The following is a 13,365-nucleotide window of genomic DNA, read 5'->3' as shown; positions in this document are numbered from 1 at the left end:
ACTCGAAGATCCCTCCGTGGGGGGACGGCTGCCGTTGCCGTCGTCACCTACCGTGACCGGAGATGGCTCGGTTCGGTTGACCCTCCTGTGGCGTCAGGTGCAAGTGTCGGTGCGGCCGCCCGCCGCCGAGGGAAAAAACGGTCGACCGGCCGTCGACTCAGGGGCAACCCTGATCCGACATGGGGGTGCACCCGCAGCGGGAAATCCGCGCCGGGTCCCCCCAGGGTCGGACGGGACGGGCGTACCCAGCACCGATGATTGAACAGTCGCGCCGGACCATCGGGGGGCGGCGTGCATTTTCGGACAGACGGAAGAGGTAGATGACGTGACCGCGACGGTAGGCCAGCAGGCGCAGGCCGCGGCCCGGGCGAACGACGTGTGGAAGGTGTACGGCAGCGGCGAGGCTCAGGTCGTCGCGCTGCGGGGGGTCAGCGCGGAGTTCGAACGTGGCCGCTTCACCGCGATCATGGGCCCGTCGGGTTCCGGTAAGTCGACGCTGATGCACTGCCTGGCCGGCCTGGACTCGGTGACCCGGGGGACGGTGTCGATCGGTGAGACGACGGTCACCGGGCTGGGCGACGCGGGGCTGACGAAGCTGCGCCGCGACAAGGTGGGCTTCATCTTCCAGCAGTTCAACCTGCTGCCGACGCTGACGGCCAAGGAGAACATCCTGCTGCCGCTGTCGATCGCCGGGCGCAAGCCGGACCCGGCCTGGTACGACACGGTGATCGAGACGGTGGGTCTGAAGGACCGGCTGGACCACCGGCCGGCGCAGCTCTCCGGTGGGCAGCAGCAGCGGGTGGCGTGCGCCCGGGCGCTGGTCTCCCGCCCCGAGGTGATCTTCGCGGACGAGCCGACCGGCAACCTGGACTCGCGCTCCGGCGCGGAGGTGCTCAACTTCCTGCGTAACTCGGTCCGGGAGCACGGCCAGACCATCGTGATGGTCACCCACGACCCGACCGCCGCCGCGTACGCCGACCGGGTGGTCTTCCTCGCCGACGGCGAGATCGTCTCGGAGCTGATCGAGCCGACCGCCGAGACGGTGCTGGACACCATGAAGAAGCTGGACACTCCGGCCGAGGTGGGCAACTGATGTTCCGCGCGACGCTGAAGAGTCTGCTGGCCCGCAAGGTCCGGCTGATCCTGTCCGGCCTGGCGGTGGTGCTCGGGGTGATGTTCGTCTCCGGCGCGTTCGTGCTCACCGACACGCTGGGTCGCTCCTTCGACTCGGTGTTCGCCGACGGCTTCTCCGAGATCGACGTGAACGTCGCGGCGAAGCCGAAGGTGCAGGTCAACGAGATGGAGGGCGAGCAGACCGTCGCCCCGCTGCCGGCCGCCCTGGTGGACCGGGTGAAGCAGGTGCCGGGAGCGGCCTCGGCGACCGGTGTGGTCAACGCCGACGGCGCCCGGGTGATCGGCAGCAACGGCAAGGTCGTCACCTCGTTCGGCCCGCCGCAGTTGGGCGAGAACTGGACCGGCGAGAGCGAGTTGCTGAAGCTGCGTGAGGGGCGCGCGCCGCAGGCCGAGGACGAAATCGTCATCAACAAGGCGTTGGCCACGGCCGCGAAGGTGCAGGTGGGCCAGAAGGTCGGCGTGCTGACCGCCTTCGAGTCGAAGAAGCGGGACTTCACCCTGGTCGGCGTCTTCGGTTACAGCGGTGACCGGGACTCGATCGGCGGGGTCAACGAGGTCTTCTTCACCACGCCGGTGGCGCAGCGGCTGATGCTGGGCGAGCCGGACGTGTTCAGCAGCATCACCGTGCAGGCCGCCGACGGGGTCTCGGACGAGAAGCTGCGCGACGACGTGGCCCGCACCCTCGGTGCGGACTTCGAGGTGAAGACCGGCGAGCAGGTGGCCGCGGACGCCTCGGCCAGCCTGAAGGAGGGCCTGTCCTTCTTCAACAAGATCCTGCTCGGCTTCGCCGCGGTGGCGCTGCTGGTGGGCACCTTCCTGATCCTCAACACCTTCTCGATCATCGTGGCGCAGCGGACCCGGGAGTTGGCGCTGATGCGCGCCATCGGGGCCAGCGGCCGGCAGATCATCGGTTCGGTGGTGCTGGAGGCCATCGCGGTGGGGTTGATCGCGTCGGTGCTCGGCCTCGCCGCCGGTATCGGGGTGGGCGCGCTGCTGGCGTTCCTGTTCGGCAAGCTCGCCGGCGGGCTCACCCTGGCCGGCATCGGCGTGCCGGCGGCCGCGGTGATCGGTTCGTTCGCCGTCGGTCTGGTGATCACCGTGGTGGCGGCGCTGCTCCCGGCGCTGCGGGCGTCCCGGATCCCGCCGATCGCGGCCATGCAGGACGTGGCCACCCCGGACCGGCCGTTGACCAAGATCACCGTGGCCGGGTCGCTGGTCACCGGTATCGGCGCGGTGCTGCTGTTCCTCGGGCTCAGCGGCAACGCCGGTGGTCAGACGCTGTCGACCATCCTCGGTGGGGTGCTGTTCGCCTTCATCGGGGTGGCGCTGCTGACCCCGCTGATCAGCCGGCCGGTGGTGAGCCTGCTCGGGGCGATCTTCTCCTGGTCGGTGCCGGGCAAGCTGGGCCGGCTCAACTCGGGGCGCAACCCCCGTCGTACGGCGATCACGGCCGCCGCGCTGATGGTCGGCATCGCGCTGGTCACCGGCGTCACGGTCATCCTCGACTCGGCCAAGGGCAGCATCAGCGCGCTCGCCCAGGACACCATCAAGGCCGAGCTGGTGATCGCCGGCCAGCAGGGCGGCCCGCGTCCGCCGACCTTCGACCCTGGTGTGCTGGACCAGGCCAAGGCCCTGCCCGGTGTGCGGTTGGTCGACGGCGAGTACGGCGACATGGCGCGCATCGACGGCGAGGGCACCTGGGTCGCGGCGAGCAGCGACATCGCCTCGCTGCGGCAGATCTTCGGCGCGAAGCCCACCGCCGGCGACATCGACCGGCTGGGGCCGACCCAGATGCTCGCCAGCTCGGACACGGCCACCTCCCGTGGCTGGTCGGTGGGCTCGACCGTCAACGTGCAGCTGACCCGGGGCGAGGCACGCACCTACACGATCAGCGGCATCTACGAGTCGTCGCAGCTGACCAACCCGGTGACGCTGCCGGTGACCGCGGCGAAGGACTTCGCCATCCCGCAGCCCATCCAGGGCTTCATCCAGCTGGACCCGGGCACCCGGGTGTCCGACGTCCAGCCGCAGGTGGAGGCGTTGCTCGCGGACAGCCCCGAGGTGTCGGTGGCCGACCGGGACGCGTTCATCAAGCAGCAGACCAGTTCGCTCGACGGGCTGCTCACGATGATCCAGATCCTGCTCGCGCTGGCCATCGTGATCGCCGTGCTGGGCATCATCAACACCCTGGCCCTGTCGGTGCTGGAGCGGACCCGCGAGTTGGGTCTGCTGCGGGCCATCGGCCTGCGCCGGTCCCAGACCATGGGCATGATCACCGTGGAGGCGGTGGTGATCTCGGTGTTCGGCGCGCTGCTCGGCGTGGCGGTGGGCACCGGCCTCGGCGCCGCGGTGGTCGAGGCCCTCAAGGACGAGGGCATCACCGACCTGATCCTGCCGTGGGGGCAGATGGGTGTCTTCCTCGGTCTCGCCGCCATCATCGGCGTGGTGGCCGCGGTGCTCCCGGCCGTCCGGGCGGCCCGGATCAACGTCCTGGGCGCCATCGCCCACGACTGATCGGCACTACCGAGGCCCCCGGTCGCCATCCGCGCGACCGGGGGCCTCGGCCTGTCCCATTCCCCCTCCACCACCCGTACGCGACTGCCAGGCTGGTGCTGCCGGCAGGGCGCCGGCCCGCCCCGCGAGCGGGCGGCCGGAGAAACGGGGCCGGTGACATGACCGATCAGGACGCGTACCAGCGGGCACTCGACAACGCCGAGCGGCTGCTCGGGCAGCCGCTGGTCCTGCCGCTCGGCGAGGGTGAGCCGTCGGTGGGAAACGACTTCCGTCGTCTCGCCACCGTGCAGACCTTCGGCGCGGCCTGGCCCCGGGAAGGCCTGGACCTGCGCAGCCGGTGCCTGGTCTCGGTGGCGATCGCCGCCGCCCTCGGCACCCACGAGCCGCTGCGCGGGCAGCTGCGCATCGCGCTGACCTCGGGCGTGACCAGGGAGGAGATCGTCGAGCTGTTCATCCACCTGGCCGCGTACGCGGGGGCCGCGCGGGCGTTCGACAGCTACCAGGTGGTCGCGGCGGTCTTCGCCGAGCGCCAGTGAACGAGGCCGGTCGCGACAGCCGAGCGCCGTCGGACCCGCGCCGGGCGGGTCAGCCGGTCGTCGCGGCCCGATCGGTCAGCAGGGCCGCGAGCAGCGCCAGGTCCACGCCGGTCAGGCTCTCCACCTGGTGTACGCCGACAGTGCTCGGCAACGCCACCTCCGCCGGTACGGCCAGGACCGCCGCGCCCGACGCGAGCGCGCTGGCCACCCCGGTCGGTGAGTCCTCGATCGCCACACAACGCTCGATCGGCACACCCAGCAGCCGGGCGGCGGTCAGGTACGGCTCGGGGTGCGGCTTGGCCGCCACCACCTCGTCGCCGGCGACCACAGTGTCGAAGTTGTTCCGACCGAGGGTGTCCAGGGCGATCTCGACCAGCGCCCGAGGGCTGGAGGTGACCAGGGCGGTGGGGATGCCCGCCGCGCGGACCGCGCGCAACAGGTCGAACGCGCCCGGCCGCCAGCGCAGACCGGTGCGGAACAGCTCCAGGATGCGGGCGTTGATCCACGCCGCGCTGATCTCCGGATCCCGCTCGGGCTGCCCCAGGTCGTCGTGCAGGATGCGCATCGACTCGGCCATGGCGGTGCCGACGATCGACTGGCGGGCGTCGGCGGAGAGTTCCCCGCCGTACTCCTTCGCGAGTTCCTGCAACGCGACGTCCCACAGCTTCTCGCTGTCGACCAACGTGCCGTCCATGTCGAAGAGCACAGCGGCGGGGTGATGGCTGCTCAGCGGAACCTCCAGGGTCGTGACCGACACCGGCGATCCTTCCAGCACCTCCCGGGGTCGGTGGCGGCAACGGGTGCCAGGGTGACCCGGGCAACCCCGCTCAGCCCAGGTCGCATTCCTTCAGGGAACCCTCGTAACCCCGGAAGAACATGTCGGTGCGCTGCTCGGCGGTGCCGTGCGCCCCTTCCGCGAACCACGGCTGGTCCGGGTCGTCGCCGACCGCCGCCACCCCCTCCCGGAACTCGTCCAGGTCGCCCTCGGCGAGGGTCAGGGCCTCCGAGCGCACCGAGTCGCCGAGGTACGCCCCGGCCATGCAGTCGGCCTGCAACTCCTGCTGGATGGTGAAGCTGTAGTTGATGCCGAGCCGCACCTGGATGGCGTGCGCGTACTCGTGCCCGAGCAGGTAGAACACGAACGCGTCGCCGACCTGGCGGAACGCCGCCACCGACCAGGTGACGTCGTAGGCGATGAAGTCGCCCTGCGAGCAGTAGACGGCGTTGTTGCGGGGCAACGCCTGGCCGCCGCAGGACACCTCGCCGTCGCGCTGGTACGGGATGATCCGCCGGATCGGTCGGAACCGCTGCCCGGATTCCTTGAACTGGGCCGCCCAGTACCGCTCGGCGACCGCCTGCGCGTCGGCGACGTCCTGCTCGAACTCGGCGACGCTGGTGGTGCTGTCGGCCCGGGTGGTGCTCGGCCCCGGTGAGGCTGCCGGCGGGTTCGCCCCGGGGCGCTCGGCCTCCGGCTCGGCCAGCCCACCGCCGGCGCAGGCGAGGGAGACCAGGGCGGCGATCAGCAGACCCGCCAGTGGGCCTCGCGCGTCGCGTCCGAACCGTGCCCCCACTGTGCCTCCCCAGACATCGGTGCTCAGGCTGGTAGTACCCCGACGATAGGACCGAAACGCCTGTCACCGGTTTCACGCACGGCACGGCCGGACGGTTCACGCACCTGGTCAACCACCGGTTGCGCTCAACCGCCCGACTCCCGGCCGCGCTGCCACGTGTCACCCTGGTCACCGTGCCGCTCGGCCTCGTACCGCTGCTGCCGCACCCGAGCGTCCCGCCCGGCCCGAGAGTCGTCGCCCCCAGCCTCACCGACCCGCCCCCGCCGCACCACGATGCCGAACGCCACCCCCGCCACGACGACGAAACCCCCCACCACGACCCACACCACAGTCATCCCGCCAACCTAGGCCCCACCCACCACGTCGCCCCTCGGCGATCATGGGGTTGGCGTCGATCCTTTCGGCGTGTCGTGACGCCAACTTCATGATCACCGGTTCGGGTGGGGGCAGACCCGATGTGGGTGGGGTGTCCGGGTGGGGTTTGGGGTTCGACGTTTCCTGTGCGGGCGCCGGGTGGTGTCCTCGCAGGAGGAGGGGAAGAACCGTGAAGTACATGATTTTGCTCTACGGGTCGCAGCAGGACTACGACGTGCTGTCCGGGCGGGCTTCCGACCGGCCGGCGATGTCGGCCGAGCAGATCGCGGCGATGCACCAGCACATGGAGACCTTCCACCAGGCGCTGGCCGAGTCCGGGGAGCTGGTCGACGCCCGGGGCCTGAGCGAGCCGGTGCACGCCCGCCGGGTGCAGGTGCGCGAGGGGGCACCCGTGATCACCGACGGCCCGTACCCGGAGACGCAGGAGGTCCTCGCCGGTTACACCATCGTGGAGTGCGCCAGCTTCGACCGGGCCACCGAGATCGCCGCCGGCCTGGTCGACCCGGACGCCCCCGGCGGGTACGTGGACGTGCGGCCGGTGCTCGACGGTGTCGAGGACCTGGCCGGCTGACCCGGTGCCGGAGACTCCCGCCGAGGACCTGCTGCGCGAGCTGGCGCCGCAGGTCCTCGGCGCGCTCGTCCGCCGCTACGGGCACTTCGACACGGCCGAGGACGCGGTGCAGGAGGCGCTGATCGCCGCGGCGCACGGTTGGCCGCGCGACGGCGTACCGGAGAATCCTCGTGGCTGGCTGATCACCGTGGCGTCCCGTCGGCTGACCGACCTGCTGCGTCGCGAGCAGGCCAGGATGCGGCGGGAGGACACGGTGGCCCGGTGGGTGCTGCCGGAGCAATGGCGCGCCCCCGCCGCCGACCGTCCGCCGGCGGACGCCGACGACACGCTCATCCTCTTGTTCCTGTGCTGCCACCCGGCGCTGTCGGCGGCGTCGCAGATCGCGCTCACCCTGCGGGCGGTGGGCGGGCTGAGCACCGCCGAGGTGGCGCGCGCGTTCCTGGTGCCGGAGGCGACGATGACCCGGCGGATCAGTCGGGGTAAGCAGCGGATCCGTGACAGTGGGCTGCGGTTCGCGCCGCCCACCGGCCCGGAGCGCGCCGACCGGCTCGCCGCCGTGCTGCACGTTCTCTACCTGATCTTCACGGAGGGGTACGCCCGCACCGCCGGACCCGGGTTGCTGCGCGCCGACCTGACCGCCGAGGCGATCCGGCTGACCCGTCTGGTGCGCCGGCTGGTGCCCGAGGACCCCGAGGTCACCGGGCTGCTCGCGTTGATGCTGCTCACCGACGCCCGCGCTCCGGCGCGGATCGGCCCGAACGGTGAGCTGGTGCCGATGGCCGAGCAGGACCGCTCCCGGTGGCGGGCCGACCAGATCGCCGAGGGGGTCGAGTTGATCAGCGAGGCGCTGCCGCGCGGGGTGGTCGGGGCGTACCAACTCCAGGCGGCCATCGCGGCCGTGCACGACGAGGCGCCCAGCGCGGCGGCCACCGACTGGGCGCAGATCACCGCCCTGTACGAGGTGCTCCTCGGGATGTCCGACAACCCGGTGGTGGCGCTCAACCACGCGGTGGCGGTGGCCATGAACAGGGGCGCGTCGGCCGGGTTGGCGTTGCTCGCCGACCTGGCCGACGACCCCCGTCTCGCCGACGACCCGCGACTGCCGGCCGCCCGCGCCCACCTGTGGGAGCTGGAGGGTGAGCGGGTCACTGCGCGGGAGGCGTACCGGATGGCGGCGTCCCGGTCGACGAACCTGGCCCAGCAGCGCTACCTCAACGCCCGCGCGGAGCGCCTCGCGGGCGACCCGCCGCCCGCCGGCTGAGCCGCACCGGCCGCGCGGGTCACGGGCCGAGCCAGCGAGCCGCGCGGGTCACGGGCTGGCGGCCAGGAAGACGAAGGCGGCCATCAGCACCAGGTGCACGCCGCCCTGCAACACGTTGGCCCGGCCGGGCACCACGGTGAGGACGGCGGTCACGGCGGTGAGCGCCAGCAGGGCGAGCTGAGTGCCGCCGAGGCCGAGCAGCAGCGGGCCGTCCAGCCAGATCGAGGCGATCGCTATGGCCGGGATGGTCAGGCCGATGCTGGCCATCGCCGAGCCGAGCGCGAGGTTCAGACTGATCTGCACGCGGTCGCGGCGGGCGGCGCGGGCGGCGGCCAGGGTCTCCGGCAGCAGCACCAGCAGGGCGATGATCACGCCGACGAACGCGTGCGGCAGGTTCGCCGCGGCGACGCCGGCCTCGATGGTCGGCGAGACCGTCTTGGCGTCACCGACCACCGCGACCAGCGCCACCAACAGCAGCCCCAGGCTCATCAGCGCCGCGCGGGTCGTGGGCGGCTTCGCGTGCTCCTCCGTCTCGATGACCTGGCCCCGGCTGTCGACCGGCAGGAAGTAGTCGCGGTGCCGACCGGTCTGTACGAGCACGAACAGCCCGTAGAGCGCCAGCGAGGCGACGGCGGCGAAGGCGAGCTGGGCCGGGCTGAACTCCGGGCCGGGCCGGGCCGTGGTGAAGGTCGGGATGACCAGACTCAGGGTGGCCAGGGTGATCACGGTGGCCAGGGCCCCGCCGGTGCCCTCCGGGTTGAACACCGCGACACGGCGGCGCAGCGCTCCGAGCAGCAGGGACAGGCCGAGTATCCCATTACAGGTGATCATGACGGCGGCGAAGACGGTGTCCCGGGCGAGCGACTGGGTCTTCTCCGGGCCGCTGATCATCAGGGTGACGATGAGGGCGACCTCGATCACGGTGACCGCGACGGCGAGCACCAACGACCCGTACGGCTCCCCCACCCGGTGCGCCACCACCTCCGCGTGGTGCACGGCCGCGAGCACGGCACCGCCCAGCAGCACCGCGACCACCACGATGATCGGGCCGGGCAGGCTCCGTCCCCAGGTGACGATCAATACCAGAACGGCGAGCACCGGTACGACGAAGGTCCAGTCGGTCAGGCGGGAGCGAAGCAGGGCGGCCATGCCGTAAAGAGTGCCAGGTCAGGTGATCATGTGCCCACCAACGACGCACGGATCTGCGGTGTCGACGGCGCGCAACCGGCGAAGCCGTAACCTATAGGTTACGCTTTCGGGGTGGATGAGGTGGCCGTCGCGATCGCCGACCCGGTACGCCGGCACATCCTGACCATGTTGCGCGCCGAACCCCTCTCCGCCGGCGACATCGCCCAACGGTTCACGATCAGCCGGCCCGCCATCAGCCGCCACCTGCGGGTGCTGCGCGACAGCGGGCTGGTCCGTGACGAGCTGGTCGGACGACGGAGGATCTACCGGCTCGATCCCGGCCCGCTCGCCCCGCTGGTCGACTGGCTCGCCGCGCTCGCGGCCACCGACCGGTGGGAGCGGCACCTCGACGCGTTGGAGACCGAGGTCTATCGCACCCGCCGAGAGCGCCGCAGCCGCGGCCCGGCGGAGCACCGAAGGGAGCACACGGCATGACCCGTACACCCGCCGGACGCCTGTTTCGCACCGCCACCGGCCACGATCTCGTCCTCACCCGAACCTTCCGCGCCCCGGCGACGGACGTCTGGGCCAGCCTGACCGAGTCGGAGCGCACGGCCCGCTGGTTCGGCCCCTGGAAGGGCGACGCCGCGCCCGGACGGACCATCCAGGTCCAGATGGCGTACGAGGAGCAGCAGCCCTGGTGTGACGTGCGCATCGACGCGTGCGAGCCAGAGCGACGCCTCGCCTTGTCGATGATCGACAGCTACGGGACCTGGCTGCTGGAGATGGTGCTGACCGAGACCGACGGCAGCACCGAACTACGGTTCGTCCAGCACCTCACCAGCGTGGAGGGAATCGCCGAGGTCGGCGCCGGCTGGGAGTACTACCTGGACATGCTGGTCGCCTCCCGGGACGGCTCACCCCGCCCGGAGTTCGACGACTACCACCCTGCCATGCAGCCCTACTACCAGGGGCTGGTCGCGACGGCCGGCTAGGGGTCGAGGGTCCGCCGCAGCTTGGCGAACTCGGCGGTCAACGCCGGCAGCGGGAAGTGCGCGTTCAGGCCGCTGGGGTTGGGCAGCACCCAGACCTGGGCCGGCCCCAGCCGGTCCGGTCGCGGGCCCAGCCCGGCCTTCGGTCGGGCGAAGGCGATCCGGTACGCGCTCACCCCGAGGATCGCCACCCAGCGCGGCCGGTAGCGCTCGGCCTTCACCGCCAGCCCGGTCACCCCGGCGACCAGTTCCTCCGAGGTCAGCTCGGCAGCGCGGGCGGTGGCCCGGTTGCTCAGGCTGGTGATGCCCAGACCGTGGCGCAGCAACTCGTCGTGTTCCCACGGGCGCAGCTCCCGGTCGGTGAAGCCGCCGCCGTGCAGGGCCGGCCAGAACCGGCTGCCCTTGCGGGCGAAGGGCAGCCCCACCGCGGCCGAGTAGAGGCCCGGGTTGAAGCCACAGAACAGCACCCGCAGGCCGGGACCGATCACGTCCGCCAGGCCCCGACCGGCCGCCGCCGCCACCTCCTGCGGGGTCGGCCGCCGAAACGGCCCCGCCTGCTCCGCGCCCATCTGACCGATCCTGCCGTACGCCGGGGTGTCGGACCCGGCGCACGCCGACGATCACGCCTTGACACCCTCAACGTATGCAGTCAACCGACCACCTCGCCGCCAGCCGCTACGCCCGGATGCGCTGGAACACTCCGCTGTCGCAGGAGCATGCCGCGTTGCTGCTGCAACGACTCGACGTCCGCCCCGGCGCGCGCGTGCTCGACCTCGGCTGCGGCTGGGGTGAGCTGCTGCTGCGGGCGGTCGCCGCCGGAGGCGTGTCCGGCCCGGTGGCGACGAGGGGCGTCGGCGTCGACACCGACGACGCTGCCCTCGCCCGAGGGCGGCGGCTGGCCGCGGGGCGGTCACTGAACCGGCACGTCGCGTTCGTGATGGGCGAAGCGGCGGCCTGGCAGGAGCCCGCCGACCGGGTTCTCTGCATCGGCTCGGCGCACGCCTTCGGTGGCACCGACGCCGCCCTCGACGCCCTCGCCAGGGTGGTCCGGCCCGGAGGCCGGCTGCTGTTCGGCGGCGCGTACTGGGAGCGTCCCCCCACTACGGAGGTCGAGCAGACCTTCGGAGCGGAGGTCACGGACCTGCCGGGGCTCGTCGAGGCCGCCCGTGGGCGGGGATGGCGGGTGCTGCACCTGAGCACCGCCGACCAACGGGAGTGGGACGACTTCGAATCCACCTGGCTGGCCGGCCGCCAGGAGTGGCTGCTCAGCTACCCGGAGGACCCCCGGGCGGCCGGCGTCCGCGCGGAACTCGACGGCCGCCTGCGCGAGTACGTCGACGGATATCGCGGCGTTCTCGGGCTCGCCTACCTCGTCCTCGGTCGCTGACCGGTCACCCTTGCCACCGCTGGCTACGCTGCGCGTGGTGAGCGCCGGACCTCGTCTCGCCCTGCCCTGGCGGGTCCTCGTCGTCTCCGTCGGCGCTGTGCTGGTGTGGCTGCTTATCGGGGCTCTTCTCAATCGTGACTACGACCGCCCGACCCATGTGGCGAGGGCCGTCCTCACGACGGTGCTCGTCGTCCCCCTCGTGGTGGCCGCCCGCCGCCTGCTCGACCGCCGCCCCTGGGCCGGTCTCGGGCTGCCCTCCCTGCGCTTCGGCTGGCGACGGCTGCTGCTCGGCATGGCCTGCTGGCTCATCCCCGCCGCCGTGGGGTTCGCGCTCTGCCTCGGCTTCGGTTGGGTGGAGGTCCGCCTGCGCACCTCCGCGTCGGACGCCCTGGTCGTGGCGGCGCTGCTGGTCGTCCTCGTGTTCCTGTACGAGGCGCTGCCGGAGGAGCTCGTCTTCCGCGGCTACATCCAGCGCAACCTCGCCACCCGGTTGCCGGCCTGGCTGGCCGTCCTCGGACAGTCCGTGTTGTTCACCCTGTTCGGGTTTCTCGTCGGCGCTGCCACCTCCCTCGACCGGCTGCTGCTGTTTTTCGTCCTCGCTCTGCTCCTGGGTGGCTTCCGTGTCGCCACGGGCGACATCTGGGCCGGCATCGGCTTCCACGTGGCCTTCCAGACCGTCGCCCAACTGTTCGGCGACGTGGGCGCCGTCTTCGACGTGACCGGATCGGACGTCCTCGGACTCGTCGCCATGGGTGCCATACCGTTCGCATTCGGCTGGACAGCTGTGCAACGGCTGCACCGCCACGGCCTGAGCTGGCAGGCCCGAGAGCCGGAGCCGACCGGTTGACGAGCACACGAGCGGTTATGGCGTTCGCACGACGTCACCGGCGTCGGCTCGCCGGGGTGGGTGACCGGGCTGTGCCGGCCGAGCCCGTACGCGCTGGCGGGGCCATCCGGCCGGGCGCCGCGTCGGCGGGTGGGTGGGCTGGCCGCCGGTGCGCGGCCTGGGCAGCACGAGGCAGACGATGGCGAGCAGCACCGCCGCGACGATGCCGTCGAGCCAGTAGTGGTTGCCCGTGGTCACGACAACCAGCAGGGTGGCGAGCGGGTGCGCCAGCCACAGCCACCGCAGGCGCCCGCCGGTCACCGTGAAGAGCGCGACGGCGACCGCGAGAGCCCAGCCGACGTGCAGCGAGGGCATGGCGGCGTACTGGTTGCTCAACGCGTCCGTGTCGGGTGGGCCGTAGACGGCTGGCCCGTAACGGCTGCCCGTGTCCACCATGCCGGTCAGGGCGGTCAGTCGCGGCGGTGCCAGCGGAACCAGGAAGTGCAGCGCCAGTGCGGCCGCGGTGAGCCCGGCGAGCATGCGACGCGTCCAGAGGTAACGCACGGGGTGTCGCACGTACAGCCAGATCAGACAGAGGGCCGTGGCGGGGAAGTGCACGTACGCGTAGTAGCCGTTGGCCAGGTGCACCAACAGTTCGTGGGAGAGCACGGGACGTTGGAAGGCGGCCTCGTCGGGCAGGTGGAACAGGCGCTCCACCCGCCAGATCCATTCCCCGTTTCCCACGGCGGTCGACCCCCGGTCGGCCCCCGCCACCCGAGCCGCCTTGTAGATGACGAACAGTGCGGCGACGAGCCCCAGCTCACGTGCGGCCCGGCGCAGTGCGGCGGCTCGCCGGGCGGGTGCCGCTGGCAGCTCCGCGGTATTCACAGACCCCTCGATTCGGTGACGTTCGCTCTTGCCGGCCCTGGCTCGACAGACGGGGCCGCCGCCGTCCTTGGACGGGCGCGGCGCCCGGGGGGGGGGGCGCCCCCGGGAGGGGGGGGGGGGGGGGCGGGGCGGGGGGGGGGTGCCCCCCACAGGTGGGAAGGGCGGGGGCCCCGCGGAGCGGC

At 72.1% G+C, this 13,365-nt stretch carries 15 protein-coding genes; 9 read left to right on the top strand and 6 right to left on the bottom strand.

Annotated elements, in window-relative coordinates; all coding sequences use genetic code 11:
* The first annotated feature begins 325 nt into the window (after positions 1-325).
* The 3 genes from ABTW72_RS31325 (at position 326) to ABTW72_RS31315 (ending at position 4,184) form a co-directional block, all read left to right on the top strand.
* Positions 326-1,093 carry an ABC transporter ATP-binding protein gene (locus tag ABTW72_RS31325; protein ID WP_112587338.1) on the top strand — a complete coding sequence of 256 codons (768 nt, stop codon included), beginning with the start codon at positions 326-328 and terminating at the stop codon, positions 1,091-1,093.
* A complete protein-coding gene (locus tag ABTW72_RS31320) occupies positions 1,093-3,648 on the top strand; it encodes an ABC transporter permease (protein WP_350865229.1) in 2,556 nt (851 codons plus the stop codon). The genes ABTW72_RS31325 and ABTW72_RS31320 overlap by 1 nt, the downstream gene beginning before the upstream one ends.
* A gap of 158 nt (positions 3,649-3,806) precedes the next feature.
* Positions 3,807-4,184 carry a carboxymuconolactone decarboxylase family protein gene (locus ABTW72_RS31315; RefSeq protein ID WP_091408607.1) on the top strand — a complete coding sequence of 126 codons (378 nt, stop codon included), beginning with the start codon at positions 3,807-3,809 and terminating at the stop codon, positions 4,182-4,184.
* Positions 4,185-4,233: 49 nt separating this feature from the next.
* Here ABTW72_RS31315 and ABTW72_RS31310 read toward each other — a convergent pair whose 3' ends face one another.
* The 3 genes from ABTW72_RS31310 to ABTW72_RS31300 all read right to left on the bottom strand — a co-directional run bounded on the left by ABTW72_RS31310 (position 4,234) and on the right by ABTW72_RS31300 (position 6,090).
* Positions 4,234-4,890, bottom strand: a complete 657-nt coding sequence (locus tag ABTW72_RS31310) for an HAD family hydrolase (RefSeq protein ID WP_350865317.1) — start codon at positions 4,888-4,890, stop codon at positions 4,234-4,236.
* 121 nt (positions 4,891-5,011) lie between these two features.
* Positions 5,012-5,755, bottom strand: a complete 744-nt coding sequence (locus ABTW72_RS31305) for a neutral zinc metallopeptidase (RefSeq protein ID WP_350865226.1) — start codon at positions 5,753-5,755, stop codon at positions 5,012-5,014.
* 125 nt (positions 5,756-5,880) lie between these two features.
* A complete protein-coding gene (locus ABTW72_RS31300; protein WP_350865223.1) occupies positions 5,881-6,090 on the bottom strand; it encodes a hypothetical protein in 210 nt (69 codons plus the stop codon).
* Between the two features lie 218 nt (positions 6,091-6,308).
* Here ABTW72_RS31300 and ABTW72_RS31295 point away from each other — a divergent pair, with 218 nt between their 5' ends.
* Both ABTW72_RS31295 and ABTW72_RS31290 read left to right on the top strand, forming a co-directional pair.
* The gene (locus ABTW72_RS31295) at positions 6,309-6,701 is read left to right on the top strand and encodes a YciI family protein (protein ID WP_258395694.1); all 393 of its coding nucleotides are present in this window, start codon (positions 6,309-6,311) and stop codon (positions 6,699-6,701) included.
* 4 nt (positions 6,702-6,705) lie between these two features.
* Positions 6,706-7,962: an RNA polymerase sigma factor gene (locus ABTW72_RS31290; protein ID WP_502892273.1), complete on the top strand. Its 1,257-nt coding sequence runs from the start codon at positions 6,706-6,708 to the stop codon at positions 7,960-7,962.
* Between the two features lie 48 nt (positions 7,963-8,010).
* Here the strand turns inward: ABTW72_RS31290 and ABTW72_RS31285 are convergent, their stop codons facing one another.
* Positions 8,011-9,111: a calcium:cation antiporter gene (locus tag ABTW72_RS31285; RefSeq protein WP_350865217.1), complete on the bottom strand. Its 1,101-nt coding sequence runs from the start codon at positions 9,109-9,111 to the stop codon at positions 8,011-8,013.
* A gap of 111 nt (positions 9,112-9,222) precedes the next feature.
* On the opposite strand from ABTW72_RS31285, the gene ABTW72_RS31280 reads away from it, so the two are divergent.
* Together ABTW72_RS31280 and ABTW72_RS31275 are read left to right on the top strand one after the other, a co-directional pair.
* Positions 9,223-9,585: a metalloregulator ArsR/SmtB family transcription factor gene (locus ABTW72_RS31280; protein ID WP_350865214.1), complete on the top strand. Its 363-nt coding sequence runs from the start codon at positions 9,223-9,225 to the stop codon at positions 9,583-9,585.
* Positions 9,582-10,085 carry an SRPBCC family protein gene (locus ABTW72_RS31275; RefSeq protein WP_350865211.1) on the top strand — a complete coding sequence of 168 codons (504 nt, stop codon included), beginning with the start codon at positions 9,582-9,584 and terminating at the stop codon, positions 10,083-10,085. The genes ABTW72_RS31280 and ABTW72_RS31275 overlap by 4 nt, the downstream gene beginning before the upstream one ends.
* Here the strand turns inward: ABTW72_RS31275 and mug are convergent.
* Complete coding sequence (gene mug, locus ABTW72_RS31270; protein ID WP_350865208.1) at positions 10,082-10,651, bottom strand: G/U mismatch-specific DNA glycosylase; 570 nt, start codon at positions 10,649-10,651, stop codon at positions 10,082-10,084. The genes ABTW72_RS31275 and mug overlap by 4 nt on opposite strands.
* A gap of 74 nt (positions 10,652-10,725) precedes the next feature.
* Here mug and ABTW72_RS31265 point away from each other — a divergent pair, with 74 nt between their 5' ends.
* Entirely contained in the window at positions 10,726-11,469 is a 744-nt protein-coding gene (locus ABTW72_RS31265; protein WP_350865205.1) for an SAM-dependent methyltransferase, read from the top strand.
* Positions 11,470-11,506: 37 nt separating this feature from the next.
* Positions 11,507-12,316 carry a CPBP family intramembrane glutamic endopeptidase gene (locus ABTW72_RS31260; RefSeq protein WP_350865203.1) on the top strand — a complete coding sequence of 270 codons (810 nt, stop codon included), beginning with the start codon at positions 11,507-11,509 and terminating at the stop codon, positions 12,314-12,316.
* A gap of 15 nt (positions 12,317-12,331) precedes the next feature.
* On the opposite strand, the gene ABTW72_RS31255 is transcribed toward ABTW72_RS31260, so the two are convergent.
* Complete coding sequence (locus tag ABTW72_RS31255; protein ID WP_350865200.1) at positions 12,332-13,183, bottom strand: phosphatase PAP2 family protein; 852 nt, start codon at positions 13,181-13,183, stop codon at positions 12,332-12,334.
* Between the last annotated feature and the right edge of the window lie 182 nt (positions 13,184-13,365).

The organism is Micromonospora sp. NPDC127501, assembly GCF_040302185.1.
In the GTDB taxonomy this organism is placed as follows: Bacteria; Actinomycetota; Actinomycetes; order Mycobacteriales; family Micromonosporaceae; genus Micromonospora.
Note: the sequence above shows the minus strand (reverse complement) of the source record. Positions and strands in the feature narration are given on the sequence as shown.

What these genes read in the sequence shown, in the direction of transcription:
- ABTW72_RS31320 (WP_350865229.1), top strand. Translation starts at nt 1,093, where the DNA reads ATGTTCCGCGCGACGCTGAAGAGTCTGCTGGCCCGCAAGGTCCGGCTG.
- ABTW72_RS31315 (WP_091408607.1), top strand. Translation starts at nt 3,807, where the DNA reads ATGACCGATCAGGACGCGTACCAGCGGGCACTCGACAACGCCGAGCGG.
- ABTW72_RS31300 (WP_350865223.1), bottom strand. Translation starts at nt 6,090, where the DNA reads ATGACTGTGGTGTGGGTCGTGGTGGGGGGTTTCGTCGTCGTGGCGGGG.
- ABTW72_RS31295 (WP_258395694.1), top strand. Translation starts at nt 6,309, where the DNA reads ATGATTTTGCTCTACGGGTCGCAGCAGGACTACGACGTGCTGTCCGGG.
- ABTW72_RS31285 (WP_350865217.1), bottom strand. Translation starts at nt 9,111, where the DNA reads ATGGCCGCCCTGCTTCGCTCCCGCCTGACCGACTGGACCTTCGTCGTA.
- ABTW72_RS31275 (WP_350865211.1), top strand. Translation starts at nt 9,582, where the DNA reads ATGACCCGTACACCCGCCGGACGCCTGTTTCGCACCGCCACCGGCCAC.
- mug (WP_350865208.1), bottom strand. Translation starts at nt 10,651, where the DNA reads ATGGGCGCGGAGCAGGCGGGGCCGTTTCGGCGGCCGACCCCGCAGGAG.
- ABTW72_RS31265 (WP_350865205.1), top strand. Translation starts at nt 10,726, where the DNA reads ATGCAGTCAACCGACCACCTCGCCGCCAGCCGCTACGCCCGGATGCGC.